This is a genomic window from Chitinophaga sp. sic0106 (assembly GCF_019219075.1).
Taxonomy (GTDB): Bacteria; Bacteroidota; Bacteroidia; order Chitinophagales; family Chitinophagaceae; genus Chitinophaga.
Map to the genome: position 1 here is coordinate 62,682 of NZ_JAHUWJ010000012.1, position 21,911 is coordinate 84,592.

Here is a 21,911-nt window from a genome sequence, read left to right on the forward strand (position 1 = left end):
CTATACGTTTTCTTTTTGCACCAGGGCAAATGGAGTGTTCATCATGATCCACATGTCGTACCCGAAAGAATGTTTGTTGGCATAGCTGATATCCAGGCCTATCCTTTCTTCTACGGACATATCTTTATTTCCTCTTTTGCTGATCTGCCACAGGCCGGTGATACCCGCGGGCGCGTTGAAGCGCTGCGACCAGTCATCTGTGGTGAGAGAGGCAGCTTCATACAGCGGTAACGGGCGGTTGCCTACCAGCGACATATCCCCTTTTATTACGTTGAGCAATTGTGGCAGCTCATCAATACTGCTGTTGCGCAGGAAAGCACCAAAACGGGTAATACGCGGATCATTGGTGACCTTATAAAACACGGCCCCACCCTCGTTGTTGCCATATTGGTTCAGGTGCGAGAGCTGCTGGAGTTTTTTATCGGCGTCCGGCACCATGGTGCGGAATTTATAAAAGCGGAATACCCTATAGTTTCTGCCAGCCCTTTTGGCGGCATACAATACCGGGCCTTTGGATTCGATACGTATAGCGAGGGCAATGAGCAGCAGCACCGGCATGAGCATGAACAACAGCATACTAGCGGCTATAACATCTACCGAACGTTTCAGAAAATACCCCAAAGTCCACTTAACCCCAGGCAGTTGGTTTTCTGCCGCAGTTTCCTGCCGCGTTATCACGCTGAGGTATTTGAATTTGCTGACGAAAGCTATTTTATTATCGAGCGTGCTCACCAGGCATTCGCGGGTGATCACCTCATCAATGAAAGTATATTTACGTGCAAAGGTTTTCAGTTGTTCCGATACCTGTTCGGAATACATGAAGAACGGGATGGAGCGCAGGATCTGGTTGTCCTTGAAGTACTGTTCCCATTGTTCGCATTCCTGTTCGTACCTGCTGTTAAAACGGTAGATGATGACAGCCGGAATTTTACGAAATACATTGAGTACTTCGGAGATGGCGGCCTGCGCAGCGGCGAGATCCTGTACTACCAGGAACTTGAAATTGCCAGGGGTATCTCTGATATCCAGGTAGGTATTACCTACGAAGATGACAATCTTTTCGGGGTTTAGTTGGCGTATCACAGCTGTTTCTGTTTTCTCATGCACAGGTTTCATCGGTGTAACAGGAGTTAATCCAGGTGTAGACGTTCCCATAATTACAATTTGGCGTTAAACAATCATCGGCTTCTTAGATGGCAGTAGCCAGTTGACCGCTGAGGATGTCGGCCACGGAGGCTGACAGCTGTACGGGATCAAACGGCTTGCTGAAAAAAGCCTGAACATTCTGGTAACGGTTTACTGTAGCGGTGGTATCGGCATCATTGCATGCGGATAGTACTACAACAGGTATATCGCGGTATAAGTTGCTATCGGCTAGGAACTGGATCAGTTCATATCCGTCAATATTCGGCATTTGCAAATCAGTGATGATCAGATCCGGGGTATTACCTTTTGCCAGCCACGACATAGCTACCAGTCCATCCTGTGCAGATATCACATGGTAATTCTTGCTGAAGATTGCTTCCAGTAAGAACCTGATAGGTATGCTATCATCAATAATTAATACTTTCTTTTTCATTCCACCTTCTGGTTTAAATGGTTTTGGATGTCTGCATGGATACAGCCAATGCGGCAGCACAACCATGAGAAGGCTTTAAATGGGATCTGGTCGAAAATATCAGTTATAAAGGTGGTTTCTCGGAGGATACTTGCGGAGATACGGTGATCTCAGGGTCATAGGTTGTTATTTAAAATATTGGAGCCACAACCAGGCGATTTAGATTGAGTGTAAAATTATAATTCTTTGTAATTTACGAGATTTCTTTTTTGTGAAGATCATTTTTTTCCGGGTGAATGCATCAATTTCAGTCGTAAGTGTTAAAACCTGGTCACCTAATGAATTAAAATACAATACCTGATTTTGAAATACTGATATTGATTTATAATTTTACCTTCCCAATTATACCTAATGCCGTTATCTCCAATCCCAAATCCCTGATAACATCTATGGAACGAAGACTTTTACTGATACTTGGAATTGGTGGTTACGCATTATTACTGCTCATTACCATCCTGCACCGGCAGCCACCGTTGTTTGACGAGCCGCTGTTTGTACGTAACCTTTATCTGTTCGACAGAGAAGGGCTATCCAGCAAGTTCTTACTGGAAATGAACGATCAGGCACCGGGGCCTTTATATCAACTTATTCATTATCCGTTGTATGCGGTAACTCGTTGGCAAACGCCTGGTATCCGGCTGGTAAACATGACGTTGCTGGCGGGGATAACCTTTATGCTTATACGCATTATCACATTACAATACAAGATAAATTTAAATACTGCGATTGTATATGCATTAAACATCATGGCGGTGCCTATGATCTGGCAGATATCCGGCATGGCGCTTACGGAGATCCCTCCTATCTTTTTTTCCATGCTGTCGGTATACTGGCTGCTGCTCAGTGTAAACCGGACCAATCAATCAGTGATGCTAACCATATTGTATGCCGTGCTGGCAGGTATGGCCAGCGGACTGGCTATCCTTGGGCGCAGTCCCTTCCTGATACTTATACCATCTTCCTATATATTATTATGGTATAACAGGAGACGTAAAATAAGCTGGATAAGTATTGGCCTATATACCTTTGTAGCCCTCAGTATATGCGTACCCGTATTTCTGATCTGGAAAGGCCTGGTACCGCCTAAGCAGGCACTGGTAGCGGCCGGGGGCATAAACCTCTGGCATGGTACGCTTGCCTTTTCCTATGGCGCACTGCTTACACTTATCATTGCACCTTCCTGGTTTGTGATCAACCGGCGAATCAGCGTGGCACTGGTGCTGTTATATATCCTGCTGCTGGTGATAAACATCACGGTGCTGCAATATAGCTTTGCGCCGCTCAGTAAGGCAATCGGGAAGGTATTTCCAGCGGCAGTCACTAACGTATACCCCTATATTATTTCGCCCGCACTTGCAACGGTGGCCATTTACTACGTAGCCTGCTGCACGTGGCAGGCGTGGCAACGGCGGTCGGAGCCCGTATTCCTCTACCTGCTCAGCTGCTGCATGCTGATGCTGGCCACCAACCTGAAGGTGACCCATCTGTTCAGCTCCCGCTACGTGGGGCAGGCGGCGGCCTTCCTTATTCTCCTGCTGGTACCTTACGATAAACTCACTTATGGCAAATGCCTGCGCTTTGCACTGGGCATGATTATCGGGCTGTTGTCGCTGGAAACCTATTTCTTATTCAGATAACTATTACTATGAAATTAGTTTGCCTGCTTAGTTTACTCATCGTGTTTTACAGTTATATCGGATATGGGCTACTGCTATATCTGGTATTGCGTGCGAAGCGACTATTTACCCGCCGCCCTGATCCCGATAACACGTACGAACCCCGGGTAACCTTTATGGTAGCGGCTTACAACGAAGGCGCCTTTATTCGCCATAAGATCGCAAATACACTGGAGCTGGACTACCCGGCGGATATATTCCGGATCGTATTTGTAACCGACGGCAGCACAGATACTACCAACCAGGTGATCAGCCAGTATGCAAATATTCAGTTGCTGTATGAACCGGCGCGCAATGGCAAAACAGCTGCCATCAACCGGGCCATGACACTTACTGATACAGAGATCGTGATTTTTTCAGATGCCAATACTTTGCTGAATACAGCTGCGGTACGTAAGCTGGTGAGGCATTTCAGCGATGCACAGGTAGGTGCGGTGGCAGGTGAAAAGAAAGTAATCACCCATGAAAACAGTGGCAGCGAAGGTGTGGGCGAAGGCATGTACTGGAAATATGAATCCAAACTGAAACAGTGGGATGCAGAACTCTACAGCGTGATGGGCGCGGCAGGAGAACTGCTGGCCGTACGTACCTCGCTGTATGCGCCCATTCCGGAAGACAGTATCCTGGACGACTTTATCATCTCCTTTAATATTAATATACAAGGTTACAAGGTAGCATACGAGCCGCAGGCATTTGCGATGGAGACGCCTTCGGCCTCCATACAGGAAGAGTTTAAACGGAAAGTGCGTATAGCCGCCGGCGGTTTTCAGTCGATAGTGCGCCTGGCAGGCTTATTAAACATCTTCCGTTACCCGAGGATCACCTGGCAATATGTATCACACCGGGTATTGCGATGGACGCTGGCGCCGCTATGCCTGGCACTGCTCCTGGTGAGCAATACCATTATTGTGTTTAACGGTGGAGGTTATACGTACCTCCTGTTATTGATTGCGCAACTTAGTTTCTACGCTGCCGCCTATACGGGGTATCAGCTCGCCTTACACGAAGTGAAAATCAAATACTTTTATATTCCGTTTTATTTCGTATTCATGAATATTGCTGTGTATAAGGGTTTCGTGCGATTTATACGTGGACGGCAATCTGCCATCTGGGAAAGAGCGGAGCGGGCTTTACAAAACTGAGTTATTTTTTCAGCGCTCACCTTTAACCGCAGATTCGATACGTTCACTAACAAAAAAATAGGTTTTGCCTAAAAAGAATAATAAATTTGTAATGCCGCAGTAAATTAGCGGCCGATACCGGATATACCAGGCATTGTAAATGCAATACTGAGTGATTGCCCCTGTCTATGGTACCCCAGTAATACACACAACAACCAATAATTCGCCTTATCCTTCGCTAAAGCCAACACGGTTTGGAATAAATCCCCAATCCACTATTATTTAATTTTTGCCATCTCCCATGAATTTCATGCGTTTTCGTATAGCCATACTTGTATGTCTGCACGCAAACGGATCATTACAGCGCAATTCACTGTCCCTGTTCATAAACATGAATGTTATGCAAAAATTTCTACAACTATTGTTCTGCGCCATCCTGCTCACTGCACGGATAGCGATAGCGCAGAGCGTCATTGACCCCAATGACCCCATTATCCGCTATACCAGCGGGGCTCTTCCGGCACAACCTGCGGAAGGCCAGATAGGTAAATGGATCAGCAGAGACCGCAGTTCCGAAATGCCAGGCGGTTGGAAATCTACCGCATTAAAAGCCTACATCTACCGTGGCATGGCATTCAGGGTACAATTCCCCAAAACGTATAATCACACCGCCAACGATGGTAAAAAGTATCCGGTGTTCGTATTCTTTGCCGGTCGTGGTGAAGCAGGACCAATACAGGATAACGAGTACCAGCTTTATCATGGCGGTTATATGTTTAGTCAATACGTTACCAGTGGTGCTTTCGATGGATTTCTATTGTATCCGCAGAGTATCAGCGGCTACTGGACAGACTATGAGCTGACCAGAACGCGTGAGATACTCGACTACATGGCAGTGAACAATAAACTGGATTTATTCCGCGTGATAGATAATGGTCTTTCAAGTGGTGGTGCCGGCTCCTGGGATTTTCAGCTGAAAAATCCTTCCTATGTAGCCGCTGCCCTGCCAATGAGTTCCGCAGGTTATGAGCTGAGCAATGTAGTGGACAAATTCAAATTCACGCCGGTATGGCTATTCCAGGGACAGCTGGATGGTTCTCCTTCCGAGTGGACCGCCACCGCAGTATACAACGATGCAAAAAGTAAAGGCGCCAATATGCGCTATACGATATATCCAAACGTAGCACACGATACCTGGTATCATGCCTGGGGAGAACCTGATTTTCTCCCATACATGAACAGGGCACATATACTCACGCCATGGCCGCTGGGCGGGCGTTCAGAATTTTGTCAGGGAGATGTAATTGACCTCACCGTGGGAATTGCCCCGGGATTTGCCGGCTATAAATGGCAACGTAACGGTGTATTAATTGATACAGCCCATACCAACCAGATTAAAGTAAATTCTTTAGGTGTATACCGTGTGAGTGTGACCAGAGATGGTACCAACTGGACGGAATACTCTCCTACCCCACTGGATGTTAAAATCAAGACGCCAACACAAACGCCTCCTATTACCACCAAAGGGCTCAAAAGCAACCTGCTGCCGGCTCCGGACGGTAGTACCAGCATTACCTTACGCGTACCTCCGGGCTATGTGAACTATACCTGGACCAACGCCAGTAACCAGGTAGTGGGTACCGACAGTACTTTCACCACCAGCGTGGTAGGTACTTACACGGTGCGCGTAACAGAACAATACGGTTGCTCCAGCAATCCATCTGCACCATTTGCAGTGATCAACGCAGTAGGTCCAAACGGGCCTGACGGCATACAGTCACTCACGGCAACGCCTGTATCAAAAACAGCACTGCGCCTCGACTGGACAGATAAAGCCACCCCTGTTTACAACGAAACATTATTTGAGGTATACCGCTCCACTACCAGTGGCGGACCATATACACTGGTAGCAAAAGTTGCTGCAGATGTAAAAACTTACACTGACAATGGTTTGCTGCCTAACACAGATTATTACTACGTCATCAGGCCGGTGAATAACAATGCTGCCGGACCGGTATCCAGCGAAGTAAAGGGCCTCACCCTTAGTGACCCTAATCCGCCAACAGCACCAACCAATCTGCGTGCACAAGGCGTTTCAGCCGGCACTTCTATTCCGCTGGCCTGGGATGCCTCCACAGATGATGTGGCAATTGCAGGATATGACGTGTATGTGGACGGGGTGAAACATTATACTACGGACGACACTACCACCTCCATCATACTGGCAGGTTTGAATCCGAAACAAACCTATACGGTATATGTTATTGCGAGAGATGTGAGTGGCAACTCCTCCTCACCAAGCGCACAGCTGGCAGTCAGTTCAGTGCAAAGAGGCTGGAACTATAGTTACTACGAAACCGGAAGCTTGAGCAACCTGCCAAACTTCAATACACTCACTCCTTTTAAAACAGGATACAGCACCACTACGGACCTGAGCGTACGTAACAGGGATGATAATTTCGCCTTTAAGTGGACTGCTTATCTGCGTATACCCGTTTCCGGTACCTATTATTTCCAGACAGTGTCCGATGATGGAAGTAAACTCTATTTAAATACCACATATAGCCCAGGCGCAACAGCAATTGTGAGCAACGATGGCTTACATGGTGAAGCTACTGTCACCAGCTCCGGACAATCACTTACTGCCGGTCAGGTAATACCTATCACCGCTACCTTCTTCGAAGCCACTGGCGACCAGGTAATGCGTGTACTGTGGAGACGAGGCACCAGCGGTAACTATACCGAAATTGACCCGGCTTACCTTGTACAGGACTCCACTGCAACTGGTACGGTACCAACCGCACCAGGCTACATCAACGCGGTGGCTAATACCTATAAGAGCGTAACCGTTACCTGGAAAGATAACAGCACAAACGAAGAAGCATTCGAGGTATACAGAAGTACCACACAGCAGGGAACCTTCCTGATGGTAGGTCGTGTAAACGCTAACGTTACCACGTTTACTGACAACCAGGTACAACAAGCTACCCGTTACTACTATCGTGTGGCCGCTGCCAACAAAGCAGGGACCTCGGCCCAGGCTAACTCACTGCCTTACTCTGCCATCTGGAAGTTCAACGGGAATGCGTCAGACAGCAGCTACTTTGCTAACCACGCAGCTACCGTAACAACCGTCACCTGGTCGAATACCGCAAAATCGGGCCAGTCGGCACAGTTCAACGGTACCAGCAACAGCCAGATCGCAGTTACCAGCACTTACCTGCGTACTGCATATACAGAAAAGACCTATAGCATGTGGATCTACCCTACTGCTACCGGTGCCAGACAACTGATCATGGATCAGGGTGGCAGAGGCAATGGTATCGCATTACAGCTGGATGGCTCCATCCTTAAATTAGCGGCAGGCACCGGCGGCAATAATACGCCTATCACGGTGCAGCAAACAGGTATTGCCATTAACAACTGGTACCATGTTATCATCGTGTATAAATCTGGTTCACGCCTTACCATGTATGTTAATGGAGTGGCTACTACTTCCACCAGCAACACCAGCAGCATTGCAGCTACCAGCGGAGAAGCGTTCTCACTGGGACGCCCAAGCACCACTTCAGCTCAAACTGCTACTGCATTCAATGCCAACAATCTGCTCTATTACAGTGGCCGGATTGATGATCTCACGGTAATTGATTACGCAGTGACGGCCGCAGAAGCAGGGCAGCTCTACAATGGTACCTTACCAGTCAATACCGTTGCTACCAGCAGTTTACCAGCGGCACCGACAGCGCCAGGCAGCCTCGCAGCAACACTGGATGGCCGCAATATCAAGCTCACCTTTACGGACAACGCCACTACAGAAACCAAATTTGAACTACAACGTTCAATTGGAGTGGGCAGTACCGACTTTAGATTTGTGAATAATATCGATTCGCTGGCAAATAGCGGCACTACTGCCACCTATACCGATACCAGCGTATTCGCCAACGAAACATATAACTACCGTGTCAGAGCAATTAATGATGGTGGTCCATCTGCGTTCTCCAATGTTGCTACCGCAACGGCACCAAATAATCCGCCGGTAATTCAGTCGCTGGTAAATCGTACCATCCGTTACGATAATCCGATCCAGATTCCGCTGAATGCCACCGATCCGGATGGTGACACCTATACCTTCAGCTTTGTGAACCTGCCACTGTTCGTAACACTGGTGAATGGCCCGAATGGCCCTTACCTGAATGTTGCCACAGACGACAATAAACAAGGTACTTATATCAATAACGTAGTTATTGTGACAGATTCACATGGTGCAAAAGACACTGCTACGTTTAACCTGGTGATCAACGATAACTATCCACCAGTGCTCAGCGCCATCAGCGATGTAACTATCAATGAGGGAGAAACCAAAACCGTTAACTTTAGCGCTACCGATCAGGATACCAACAACACGTATACCTGGACTGGTGAAAACCTTCCTTCCTTCGTAACGCTGCAGGGTAATGGGCTCCAATGCACTGCTACCGTTAATCCGTTCTACACTGATGCAGGTACCTATCAGATAGGTGTTCGCGTAACAGATAACAAAGGGGGTACAGACCTCAAAACGTTTAAACTGGTGGTGAGCAATGCAAGTCCGAATGGAAAAGTGCTGATCGACATGAATATGCAGCTCATTGCCCCACAAGGACCAGATACCTGGAATCTGCTGAACACGCTGACCGGTACCAATCTGAAAAATACCAAGGGCGAAACCACCAATATCGGCGTGAATGTACAAGCCTGGAATATATTCTGGGGAGAAGATGGCCCGCAGGCCAACAACCAGGGCGTATATCCGGACGTGATTCTGAAAACCAGTCTCTTCTTTGGTGTATTCAATTCGCAAACCACCGTACCTATTGTACTGAGCGGATTAGATACTTCCAAAATCTATTACCTTAAATTCCATGCTGGTAGCGTATGGGGTGGCGATAACTCCCAGACCAATACCATCTTCAGTGTTGGGACAGACAGTATTCCGATTTATCAGTTAAACAACAGTACGCAGACCGCTAACTTCTACGGTCTCAAACCGGCTGCTAACGGCACCATTACTGCAGCTGCCAGTCGTAATCCAAATATTACACAGGCTGGTTTCATCAACACGATTGAACTGGGCTGGAACTATACGGATAACATTGCCCCTACGGAACCGGCGAATTTCACCGGCACTATTACCAATGGTTATCCAAAACTCACCTGGACAGATGTTGCCTACAACGAAACCAGCTACCAGGTATACAGAAGTTTGGATAGTCTCGGTACCTACGCACAGATTAAATCAACCCTGCCGGACACCGATAACTTCATCGATTCCGCTGCGGTAGGGAATACTAAGTATTACTATAAAGTCCGTGCCTTCAACGACAATGGCGGCTCTGTATACACAAAGATCATAGGTCTTAAAGTACCAAACCGCACCCCGGTATTGGATTCTATTGCAGATGTGAAACTCCGCGCCGGCACACAGGCTACTGTAACACTGCATGCTACCGATGATGCAGCGGATATTACCGGACTAACTTTCACCGCCGCTGGCCTGCCTTCATTTGTAACATTTACAGATGGCGGATCTGGCAACGGACAGCTGGTATTCAATCCTACTATTGACCACGTAGGCAGTTATAATATCACTATTACAGCCAAAGACACCTACGGTGGTACCAGCAGTAAATCCTTCAAGCTGTTTGTATCCGACCGTATTACCACCCTTACTTATTTCAACATTGCTGCAGAGCGTCCGGCACCGGCACCTTGGAACAACATCATGTATGCACCGGTAGTGAATAACGGTGTAGGTGTACCTAATACTCCTGCGGTGGTAGATGAAAATAATGTAGCAAACGGTATGAGCTTCCGCCTGGATGACTCCTTTGGCTCCGGCTGGTGGACCTATATCGGTATGAATACCGGCCAAAACATCGGTATCGTACCAGATACGGTAATGGAGTCTTCCTGGTACATGAATAATGGCAATGATCCTAAGGACATTGAAATCGCCGGGCTGCAAAACAACCTGAAATACAACTTCGTATTCTTTGTGAGTCAGAACTATGGTGGTCCTACCGAAACATGGTTTGTCATCAACCAGGATACTGTTAAAATCAAGGGTCATTACAATATTGGTAAAACCTCCCAGATCAATGGCATCACGCCGGTAGATGGCAAGGTAACTATCAGGTTCCTGCGCCCAACCAGCCTGCCGGTTAATGCGATGTCGTTCCTCAATGCGCTGATTGTAGAATCATATGATCCGGTTGTGTCAGTGGTAAGCCCTGCCAGCGTACGTGCTACCGCGTTAGATGGTAAACGTATCAACCTTACCTGGTCCGACAGGAGCAACAACGAAACCGGCTTCCAGGTATGGAGAAAAGCGGGACTCAATGGTACTGAAACCCAGATTGCTACGCTCGCTGCCAATGCAACGGCCTACAGTGACAATAACCTCAGCGCCAATACGCAATATGCATATCGTATCAGGGCGGTAAAATCCGGTGTGTTCTCCGACTACAGCGGCGCAGCCACCGCTACCACCTATGCGATGAACGTGTATATCCACTTCTCCGATACCAGCGTGGCACCGTCACCTTGGAACAACATCGGCCGCAGACCACAGGTAGGTATTCCATTAATCAGCAATGCCCTCGACGATAATGGCGCTCCAACCAGTGTAGGTCTGGAAGTGTTGGAAAACTTCCTCGGTATATACGGTGGATTGGGTATGAATACCGGCAATAATTCCGGAGTATACCCGGATGCTGTTTTGGCAGAGAACTATGTACTCTTTGGCGGCGGACACGCGAGCATGAAGATCACCGGTCTGAATCAGGCCATGACCTATAACCTCACCGTATTCTCCAGCGCAAGAGACCTGATGAACTGCAACACCAGGTTTACTGCCAATGGTAAACTGGTTACCTGGTTAAACAGCTCTATCAACACCGTAGGTACTGCCACCATTTACAACGTTACTGCAGACGCTAACGGTGAAATCAAACTGGATATAGACGCCGCATTGGATGCCAATTATGGGCTGATGGGTGCACTGGTTATCCAGGGCTTCACCCCAACCCCACTGGGCACTACTACCGGCTCTTTACAAAGCCTGCAGCAGAATAACCTGATGGCCGCAGTAACACCAACTAATATTGAGCAACAATCCAATACCGCCTTTGCTAACCTCACCGCCTTCCCGAATCCGTTCGTGACAGAGCTGAACCTGGACATGACCATGACGCGCAGCTCCAGGGTACTGGTGGAAATATTCGACCTCACCGGCCGCCTCGTTTACAGCGAGCAGCTTACAGAGGTACCGCAAGGCAAATCAACTTTAAGAATCAATACAGGCAGCAGCATACAGATACCTGGCTACTACCTGATAAGGTTAACCGATGATCAGCGCCAGTCGAAAGTGATTCGCACGATCAAACAATAATTGCGAAAAGTTTCGCGCGTAGCGCGGTTGTTTATCGCGAGAACCAGGGCCTCGGCCCTGTTTTTCGCGATTTAACCCAGGCCTCAGGCCTGGGTTAAATCGCGAAAGCAAAAAGAAAGAATAGTCAACTTATGGATATTATCTATTTTCTGAAGGCACTACTGAAAAAAAAATGGCTGATCCTCATCAGCTCTATGTTAGCCGTGGTAGCAGCATTCATGTTTACCAGAAACAAACCGAAACTCTACGTCTCCAGCTCTCAAATGGCCACCGGACTCACCTACACTGATAAGATCCGCCTTCGCGACGATCATGTAGGCATGTTTGAAATTGATCAGAAATTTGACGGCATCCTTACCACCATCACTTCCCCGATCGTTATCTCCTTATTGTCGTACGACCTGCTGCTGCATGATATGGGAGGGAAAGGCCAGCCTTTCCGCACATTAAAGGAAGGACAGAGCAATAACCCCCTCCTCAAAAACGCAGACAAAGCCAAGGTACTCGCACTCTGCCAGCAGAAACACGACTCCATGCAGATGCTCAGCGCCTACCGCCCCAATGAGCGGGAATTGCAGGACATCCTCAAAGTGTATGGGTATGATTATGAGTCGCTCCGTGGCGGACTCGCCGCAGGCCGCATGGGAAGAACCGATTACATTGACCTTACCTACCGCTCAGAGAATCCTGAGCTCTCCGCCTATATTGTAAACCGGCTGTACACTGAATTTATACGCTACTATCGGAGTCAACGTACCGAACAAAATGTCGAAAACGTCGAGACATTTGCCAACCTGGTAGAACAGAAAAAAATTGAACTCGATCAGAAAATTGAGGCACTGCGTGCCTATAAAGCTTCTGAAAGATTGTTGAACGTAGATGCCGCCAGCGGCAGCGAAATGGAACAAATCAAAGGCTTCGAAAAAAAGCTCTTCGATGAACGTGCCAACATGAACACCCTCCAGGCATCCCTGGAAAATATCAACGGCCAGCTCACCCTTGCCGGCAGTGGTAAAACAGTATATAATACCAACAACAATGCAGATATTATCACACTGCGCCGCCAGATCAACGACCTCAACGAAACCTACCTTAAACAAGGCGGTACGGATGAAGTCATCGAAGCGAAATTAAAATCCCTCCGCGGACAGCTGCAAAACAAGTTGGATCAAATGACGGTGGTCACCGGTAAAAACGTGGTAAGTGCGGATGAGCTGCAACAGCAAAAAGGCAGCCTGCTGGCACAGATCAAAGCCACCAACATGAACATCGCCTCACTGGAATCCCGTATTGCCTCCTTACGTGGCACCCTGGGCTCCTATGCCAATAAAGAAGCCACCGTTGGCTCCCTTCAACAGGAAGTAACCATGGCGCAGGAAGACTACAACAAACTGAAAGAAAAACTCAACGCCGCCATCGACAACCGTACGGTGCCACAGGATGGCTTTAAACAAAGCCTGATCGGGCAACCGGCCATCAGGCCCGAATCTTCCAAAAGACTCATCATCATGGGCCTTTCCGGTGTTTCCGTTTTTTTTCTCAGCGTGATGGCTATTCTCTTTATAGAATTCCTGGATAACTCCCTGAAATCACCTTCCATCTTCGAAAGGTCGGTGGACCTGAAACTGATCAGCTCCATCAACCAAACCGACTTGCATAAATTCAGCATCCTCGAAATCCTGCAGAAACGGGAAGCACTGGGCCCTGGCGTGAAAAAGCAACGACAAAATATTTTCCGGGAACTGCTGCGGAAACTACGATATGAGGTGGAACATAGCGGTAAACAGATTTTCCTGTTTACCAGCACAGAGTCGCAGCAGGGAAAAACCACCCTCACACAGGCACTGGCCTATAGCCTGAGCCTGAGCAACCGTAAAGTGCTCATCATTGATACCAACTTCTGTAACAACGACCTCACGGTGCAGCTGGAAGCCAAACCCACGCTGGAAACGCTGTCAATACCGCCGGGTCAGTTCAGTATTGATAAGGTAAAAGATTACGTTACCCGCTACCCTTCCGAAGGTGTGGAAGTCATCGGTTGTAAAGGTGGCGACTATACGCCGTCAGAAATACTGCCAGAAAATCACCTGTTGAATTACCTCCCGGAGCTGGCAAAGCACTATGATTTTATTCTGTTGGAAGGCGCACCATTAAACGATTATACCGATAGTAAAGAGCTGGTGAACTACGTGCAGGGAGTGATTGCGATCTTTTCCTCCCAGGGCACACTGAACCAGACCAGCAAAGAATCGATACAGTTTCTGCATAGCCTGGGCGACAAATGTATTGGAGCCGTTCTCAACAAAGTAAAAGAAGATTACCTGGAATTGTAATGAGTACAGGCGCTGCACATATCACCCCAGCTTCCCGTTACCAGTGGATTGACTATGCCAGAGGCATCGCGATTGTGCTGGTGGTGTACCGCCATATGCTATACGGGTTACAGCACTCCGGGCTGAGTATACCGCAATATGCGCTGGACGGCAATAATATGCTGTATAGCTTTCGCATACCACTATTCTTTTTACTGTCAGGATTGTTTTTTAAACGTGGACTTGAAAAGCGTGGTGCAGTGGGCTACCTGGAAGAAAGAAGTAATAACCTGCTGTACCCCTATCTTGTTTGGGCGGTAATACAAATCAGCCTGCAGATTATTTTTTCCCGGTATGTGAATGCACAACGTACTGCCTGGAGCTACCTCGATATTTTCATACAGCCGAGAGAGTTAGACCAGCTTTGGTATTTGTGCGCGCTATTTAACGTATCTGTATTATATCTGTTTACGCATACCGTGCTCCGACTAAATAATCTCCAGCAAATGGCGCTGGGGCTTATTTTCCTCGCATTAGCCCCATTGGTGGCGCTTTGGAGTACCATATATGACGTGATGCTGCATTACCTGTTCTTTGCCATTGGCCCCATGCTGGCTTCCTATCTCTTTACAGAAAAAGCTCAGGAACAACTGGCCTCCGGAAAGAATCTGTTGCTGCTGCTACCACTCTTTGCCGTGAGCCAGTGGTATTTCCTGCACCACCAGCAAATGAACCTGTTCCTGTATGCAGTGATTGCGCTCATTGGCAGTGCGTTTATGCTATTGTTATCTGCCTGGCTGGCTAAATACAAAATTGCCGAATGGCTGAAAACTATCGGCCATTACAGCCTTTACATCTACCTGATGCATGTAATGATTGCTGCTGTTATCAGAGCCGTTTTACTCAAGGCAGGATGGATGCAGGATGTTCCGGTTATAGTACTGGTACTGGTATTGATAGGCAGCTCAATTCCCTTATCCATACTGGCTTACAGACTATTACTGCGGCTGCACATGGGCTGGTTGTTTAAAGGACCATTAAAAACGAATCGGCTCTATTATGAAAAAACAAAATAAAGCAATGAGCCCGGCCTTTCACCAGGCACTCATTAACATTTTTATCATCATCGTGCTAATAGCGCTATTTGTAAAAGTTGTATTTCTCTGATGCTGGAACCGATAAAAGCATATAGGTCAGACCTCTTACTGTTTTCACTGATGGCGATAGCAGTACCGGCAGTACCATACCTGACAGCCGGGAATTACCGTACAGGTGTGCTGATCCTGGTCGCTATATTCGGCATTGCACTCGCCACCACGTGTTTAAACAATGCGAAGCTGGGATTCTATATTACCCTGACTACGGTCATCACTATACGTTTTTTTGAAAGAATATATCAGCAGGAAGCCCCGGTGGGTGTGGTACTTGATCTCATGATTTTCAGCTCGGCCCTTGGGACCATGCTGAAAAAAAGCAGGACTACGGAAGGTGCCATCAACTACTTCAGGGAGCCGATTTTCCTGATGCTTTTCCTGCAGTTTAGTTATTACATGCTGGAGTCGCTGAATCCGATGGCTCCTAATAAAACAACGTTAGGCATCTTTTTCAGGATATCGCTGCGGTACCTGTTTATTGCCATACTCACTACCATCGCGCTCCGCAGCAAGAAGGATATTTATTTTTTCTTCAAGTTCTGGATTGGACTGTCGACCATTTCGGCATTTTATGGCTGTTACCAGGAGTGGTTTGGACTTCCTTCCTGGGAAATGGCACTGATCATGACCACCCCGGAGAAGCTGCTGACGACTATGATTGGCGGGCATTTGCGGGTAAATGGTACCATGACGGATCCGGCGGTGTATGGCCTCATGATGGCGATCACCAGTATATTGCTGATCATCTTACTTACAGCCAGCAATAGCTGGATAAATCTTCAGCGAAAGGGGCTGATTGTCCTGTCACTGATCCTTCATTTGCTGGCACTGGGTTATTCCGGCACCCGTACCGGCTACGTGATGATTCCTGCCGGATTACTGTTGTTTCTGCTCGTTACTATTCATAAGCGCAATACTATACTGGCAGCCATGTTTTTGATTTTTGCCGGTGGTGGTATTTTGTTCGGTCCTTTTTATGGCAATGCCACTATCAACCGGGTGCGCACCGCCTTCATCGGCACTGAGGATGCCTCTTTGAATGTGCGTGAAATCAACCGGCACAGTGTGCAGCCGTTTATCCATTCGCATCCTTTTGGTGGAGGTTTGTTTACCATTGGGGGAGAAGGAAGGGCTTATAATCCAGGTCATCCCCTGGCAGGCTTTCCACCGGATAGTAACCTGGTGAGAGTAGTGCTGGAATGCGGCTGGGTGATGCTGTTGTTTTTATTATTCATGTATTATCTGCAGCTACGTTTTTGCCTGCAAAATTACTTCCGCTTTACAGATGAAAAAGATAAACTGTTGGCCATTGCCACCGCTTCTATGGTATTTGCGTTTATCATCTCCATGTATGCCCAGGAATCCGGCGGGCTGATGGAGATGGCTGTATTCATGAATACACTGGCCGGTGTAATTGTAAGATCAAGATATTTATAAATACTGAAAACTGACAGAAATGAAAAAACTGCTGTTAATCGCTCTATCGCTGTGCATGGTACTGCTGGCAGCGGCGCAGTCAAATGACTCCCTCGACATCAACACCATTCTTAAAAATCCTGGTATGGAACATCGTTTCAAGCAGGTACTGATTAATCTGGCGAGTAAAACGCCTACACAGGATGCTGTAGACACGAAAGAAAAAATCAGTGACTACCAGATATCAAATGCAAAACTGCAGTGGCTCAATCACCTGTCGTTTTTCACTAACCTCAATGAGAACAGTTTTAACAGGAATACGGTGTATTATAACCCCAATGATCCTAAAACCAATGTAAACCAAAACAACTACTACCCTACCTACAACGTAGGTCTGGCGTTTGCTTTGGGTGATTTATTCACCACTCCCAAGATGGTAAAAATTGCCGTGGCACAAAAGAAATTACTGGCCGCAGAGCGTCAGGATGATTTGCGTGGGAGTCGCAATAAAGTGCTGAATGACTATGAAAATTTTGTAGCTGCAAAAAAAATACTGGAGCTCCACATGCCAATACTGGAGGATGCTTATAACAATCACCAGGCGCTGGAAAAGAAATTCACTGCCGGAGAAATCAGCCTGGAAGTATATAGTACCGGTTACAAGGCGTACAACCAGGAAATGGTGCAGCAAATTAACCTCAACAAAAGTTATAATCTCACTAAAATAGAATTAGAAACCACGATCAATATGCCACTGGAATCGGCGATCAGTTTATTGAACAAATAAATAAGGAATGAAAAATAACAAACCGCTTTACACCGCCTGGATTTTTCTTACAGTATTGTTAATCTACTCCTGGTATAAAATTTCCCGTCTCACCGGCGGGCATTTCTGTTATTCGCTGGATGATGCATTTATTCATATGGCGGTAGCCAAAAACTTTGCGTTACACGGCGTTTGGGGCATCACGAGTGATGCTTATGGGTCGGCCTCTTCTTCTCCCCTGTTTACCGTATTGCTGGCGGCCATTTACCGCACCGGCATCAATGGTTATATGGTGGGTTTCTGGATTAATGTGGCAGCGGCGTATGGGCTGCTTTACAGCACTCATCGCATACTGTTGAAGTACGGCATGCCGGAAATGGGGCGTGTAATCGTGCTGGTGACACTGATAATATTATTGCCGTTTACCGTGATGATACTTACCGGTATGGAGCACCTGTTACACCTATGGTTTTCGCTGTTGTTTGTGCAGGTGGTGGTGGAGATGATCACGGCCGATAAGGTAAGTGGTCGCCAAATGCTGATTGCTGGCGCTTATGGCGCCCTGATGATAGGAGCCCGCTTTGAATCCCTGTTTTTGCTGGGGGCAGCAGGATTACTCTTATTATTTTATAGGAAGATAGGAACTGCGCTGGTGGTAGGTGTTATCGCGGTATTGCCGGTGGTGATTTTTGCGGTGGTGTCGGTGGCCTATGGCGGCTATATACTGCCCAACTCTGTATTGCTAAAAAGCAGCGGTGGCAGTGCTTCTTCGGGCAGCATTATGCAGGCCTTACAGGACATACTGGTATACCGGCTGATGTATGGCAACAGTACTGTGCTGGGCTTATTTAGTTCAGATCATTCCAAGGCCTATGCTTCTTCTATTTCAGGTACTTCTTTGATCAGGATACTGATCGTACTACCGTTGCTGGTAGTGCTGGTACGGGTTAAAGGAGCGGGTCAGCTGACTAAGCAGGCGGTGAACTTCGGTATCATCGCGAGCATTGGTTGTGCTTTGCACCTGGCCCTGGCAGCGGTTGGCTGGATGTTTCGTTACGAGGCCTATCTCGTGGGACTAGGCATTATTAGTATTAGCATGTTGCTATGGTGTGTATGGCCGCAGATCACGGCAGTGTATCAGGGGATTAATATCCCGCAGAAAGCAGTATTGCTGCTGTTGCTGTTCTTCGCCGGCAGTCCTTTGCTGGTAAGAGCATTATCCGGTTACAGGATTCAATACAGGGCCTGCCGGAATATTTATGATCAGCAGGTGCAGATGGGCAGATTTTTGCAGCAGTATTATCCGGAGACGTCCGTAGCTGCCAATGACATTGGTGCGGTGAGCTTTTTATCTGACAGTCGCATCATTGATGTGTGGGGCCTTGGTAATAATGAAGTGGCTAAAAGCAAGCTTACCGGGCATTACAGCGATGCCTACCTGGGTGGCTTTTTAAAAAAAGAGCATGTAAAAATTGCCGTGATTTATAAAAACTGGTATAGTCCGGAGTTGTATGGCAAATGGACTTCAGCTGGCGACTGGACGATACAGGACAATGTGGTTTGTGCGGATAAGATTGTACACTTTTTTGCGTTGGATAGTGCGGATGCACCGGCGTTGCGCCGGAACCTGGAGGCATTTAAGGCAAAGCTGCCGGCCTCGGTGACATCAGAGATTTATTAATAGTGCGTATATCGGAAAAAAAGGCTGGCTCATATGAGCCAGCCTTCTGTATTTTGAGCGGTACTGCTTAGATATTGAAAGCAGCCTTCACTTTATCAACGTAGTCGAGTTTTTCCCATGTGAAGAGTTCTACTTCAACAGATTTCTCGTGTTTTTTGCCTTTGTTGAAAGTTTTGGTAACCACCTGTGGTTCGCGGCCCATGTGACCATAAGCAGCAGTTTCAGAGTAGATTGGGTTACGGAGTTTCAGGCGTTGTTCGATAGCGTATGGACGCAGGTCGAAGATCTCTTCTACTTTTCTGGCGATTTCACCATCGTTCATGTTTACTTTAGAAGTACCATAAGTATTCACGTAAACACCGCAAGGTTTAGCTACGCCGATCGCGTAGGATACCTGTACCAGTACTTCGTCGCAAACACCGGCAGCTACCAGGTTTTTAGCGATGTGACGGGTAGCGTATGCTGCGGAGCGGTCTACTTTGGAAGGGTCTTTACCAGAGAAAGCACCACCACCGTGGGCACCTTTACCACCGTAAGTATCCACGATGATTTTACGGCCGGTCAGGCCGGTATCACCGTGAGGACCACCGATTACAAATTTACCGGTTGGGTTGATGTGGTGTTGGATATCAAAACCATCGAACAGCTGTTGCAGTTCTGGTTTCAGCTGAGCTTTTACGCGAGGGATCAGGATATTGATCATATCTTCTTTGATCTTCGCCAGCATTTTCTCATCGTTATCGAAATCATCATGTTGAGTAGAGATAACGATGGTATCGATGCGCTGAGGCTTGTTATCGTCAGAGTATTCGATAGTTACCTGGGATTTAGCATCCGGACGCAGGTAGGTGATATCTTTATTTTCACGACGGAGCGCAGCCAGTTCCAGCAGCAGTTTATGTGCCAGATCCAGTGCCAGCGGCATGTAGTTTTCAGTTTCGCGGGTAGCGTAACCAAACATCATACCCTGGTCGCCGGCGCCCTGCTCTTCAGGAGAGGTGCGGTCAACGCCCTGGTTAATATCTGGAGATTGTTCGTGTATAGCTGAGAGAATACCGCAGGAATTAGCTTCGAACATGTATTCGCTTTTGGTATAACCGATTTTGCGAATCACTTCACGGGCGATATCCTGTACATCGAGGTAAGCTTCTGATTTTACTTCACCGGCCAGCACCACCTGACCAGTGGTTACGAGCGTTTCACAGGCAACTTTAGATTTGGCGTCATATGCAAGGAAGTTGTCAATCAATGCATCGGAGATCTGATCCGCAACTTTATCAGGATGTCCTTCTGAAACGGATTCTGATGTAAATAAATAAGGCATAAAAAACTTGGATTAGCAGTTTTATGGTTTAGTATAAATAACTCTCAATTTCATACTGTACTGGGAATGGTTTCCACCGCCAGCTTTCAAACGGTTTACGTCCATTACCAAGGGAGAGTACCCCATCAGTATAAATCCATTGTTAGTTTCGGTTTTCTTAATGAGCATCTGCAGGTAGTGATTCAGTGTAAACTTGTACTGAGAAATCATCATACCTCCAAAGTTGGTCACTACTTGCTTGGTTCCGCCATAGTAGGCAGTTCCGGCGCTGGCATCTATCGGGAGTTTGGTGGAGTCTCCGTTAGTATACTGGCGCAAAATTAAGCTAGTTGGATCAGAATAAATATTATTTTGATCACTTTCTCCTACTGTAACCTGAGTTATTATCAGCTCTGCATTGTTGATCAGGACATTGGGGAAGTTTTCGAGCCCTGGAATGGTAAATTTGGTAGCCAGTCCGGGTTGCGCCTGGATAAACAGCAGGCTGTCGCCCAGCGGGTTGGCCGTATTGATATAGTTACCAGCTTCTGACCCGTTGAAGTTTCTTGCGAAATAGTTAGAGTGAGCACTGGAAGAACTGTTAAAGGTAAAGGCAGCACGCAGCGAATCCGTGGTTGTATTTTTGTAAAACACGGTCAGCTTGGTGTTGGTGCTGTTCATGGTCACATACATCATATTCTTGTGGTTGGCTTGCACCGTATCGGGTACGATGGCCAGGCCATTGAGGAATACGGCAAATGCGGAGTCATTTTTAAATGCACCGTCTGACTTTTGAGCCAGCAGTTCATTACCGAAAGCGTTGCTGAGTTTAATCCTGATCTGCGCGGTTTCTTTGGCCCCATATACGCTCACGGAGTCGCGGGCGGTTAATGGAGTAACAGTGGCTGTTCCCAGCAGTTGGGATGGATCGTATTTCAACGGCTTGTTATAAGCGTAGTTGGAGTCGATTTTAAACCCTGTTTCGTTCATGCGGTATACGCTGAACGTTTGCGGCGTGGTAGAATCTCCGGTGTACCCTCCGTAACTGATGGAAAGCACTACGGAGTCCAGCGTCTGGCTTACCCCTTCGAAGGTAAATCCTGAGCTGGGCAGGCCTACCTGCATGTAAACAAAGGCGTGGGTTTTACCGAAAACCGGATCAGCAGTGATGGAACCGAGGGTTTTATTATAATAATTGTAGCCGTTAATGATGGAGGAATCATACTGCAATACGTTGTGGGTAATGATGCCGGTGATAGTAGTATCAGTGGCATTTACCAGGTCGCCGGGAGGAATCAGGTTTTTACCCAGCAGGGTAGCCTCATTACAACCGGAGGACACATACAATACAGATACAATGGCAGCTATATAGCTTAGGTTCCTGAATTTGATCTTCACGCGTTATGGTGTTTTTGTGTTGAGTTGCCGAACTTTC

The 21,911-nt window shown here is 47.3% G+C and carries 12 protein-coding genes; 8 read left to right on the forward strand and 4 right to left on the reverse strand.

Annotated features, from left to right (window positions below):
- Positions 1 to 1,155, reverse strand: coding sequence for a sugar transferase (locus KW844_RS18025; RefSeq protein ID WP_255578512.1), 1,155 nt, complete (start codon positions 1,153 to 1,155; stop codon positions 1 to 3).
- 34 nt (positions 1,156 to 1,189) lie between these two features.
- Positions 1,190 to 1,579 (reverse strand): response regulator, encoded by a 390-nt coding sequence (locus tag KW844_RS18030; RefSeq protein ID WP_218378172.1) that lies wholly within the window; start codon positions 1,577 to 1,579, stop codon positions 1,190 to 1,192.
- A 428-nt stretch (positions 1,580 to 2,007) separates the two neighbouring features.
- Here KW844_RS18030 and KW844_RS18035 point away from each other — a divergent pair, with 428 nt between their 5' ends.
- The 8 genes from KW844_RS18035 to KW844_RS18070 all read left to right on the forward strand — a co-directional run bounded on the left by KW844_RS18035 (position 2,008) and on the right by KW844_RS18070 (position 19,173).
- Complete coding sequence (locus tag KW844_RS18035; protein ID WP_218378173.1) at positions 2,008 to 3,255, forward strand: hypothetical protein; 1,248 nt, start codon at positions 2,008 to 2,010, stop codon at positions 3,253 to 3,255.
- A gap of 8 nt (positions 3,256 to 3,263) precedes the next feature.
- Positions 3,264 to 4,436 (forward strand): glycosyltransferase family 2 protein, encoded by a 1,173-nt coding sequence (locus KW844_RS18040; protein ID WP_218378174.1) that lies wholly within the window; start codon positions 3,264 to 3,266, stop codon positions 4,434 to 4,436.
- Positions 4,437 to 4,815: 379 nt separating this feature from the next.
- Positions 4,816 to 11,844 (forward strand): fibronectin type III domain-containing protein, encoded by a 7,029-nt coding sequence (locus KW844_RS18045; RefSeq protein ID WP_218378175.1) that lies wholly within the window; start codon positions 4,816 to 4,818, stop codon positions 11,842 to 11,844.
- A 131-nt stretch (positions 11,845 to 11,975) separates the two neighbouring features.
- A complete protein-coding gene (locus tag KW844_RS18050) occupies positions 11,976 to 14,177 on the forward strand; it encodes an exopolysaccharide transport family protein (RefSeq protein WP_218378176.1) in 2,202 nt (733 codons plus the stop codon).
- Positions 14,177 to 15,232 carry an acyltransferase gene (locus KW844_RS18055; RefSeq protein ID WP_218378177.1) on the forward strand — a complete coding sequence of 352 codons (1,056 nt, stop codon included), beginning with the start codon at positions 14,177 to 14,179 and terminating at the stop codon, positions 15,230 to 15,232. Before KW844_RS18050 ends, KW844_RS18055 begins: the two co-directional genes overlap by 1 nt.
- Before the next feature lie 90 nt (positions 15,233 to 15,322).
- On the forward strand, positions 15,323 to 16,747 hold the full coding sequence (locus KW844_RS18060; RefSeq protein ID WP_218378178.1) for an O-antigen ligase family protein: 1,425 nt from the start codon (positions 15,323 to 15,325) through the stop codon (positions 16,745 to 16,747).
- Positions 16,748 to 16,766: 19 nt separating this feature from the next.
- Positions 16,767 to 17,513, forward strand: a complete 747-nt coding sequence (locus tag KW844_RS18065) for a TolC family protein (RefSeq protein ID WP_218378179.1) — start codon at positions 16,767 to 16,769, stop codon at positions 17,511 to 17,513.
- Between the two features lie 7 nt (positions 17,514 to 17,520).
- On the forward strand, positions 17,521 to 19,173 hold the full coding sequence (locus KW844_RS18070; RefSeq protein ID WP_218378180.1) for a hypothetical protein: 1,653 nt from the start codon (positions 17,521 to 17,523) through the stop codon (positions 19,171 to 19,173).
- 67 nt (positions 19,174 to 19,240) lie between these two features.
- Here KW844_RS18070 and metK read toward each other — a convergent pair whose 3' ends face one another.
- A complete protein-coding gene (gene metK / locus KW844_RS18075; protein ID WP_218378181.1) occupies positions 19,241 to 20,497 on the reverse strand; it encodes a methionine adenosyltransferase in 1,257 nt (418 codons plus the stop codon).
- A gap of 21 nt (positions 20,498 to 20,518) precedes the next feature.
- Positions 20,519 to 21,874, reverse strand: coding sequence for a DUF4270 family protein (locus tag KW844_RS18080; RefSeq protein WP_218378182.1), 1,356 nt, complete (start codon positions 21,872 to 21,874; stop codon positions 20,519 to 20,521).
- Between the last annotated feature and the right edge of the window lie 37 nt (positions 21,875 to 21,911).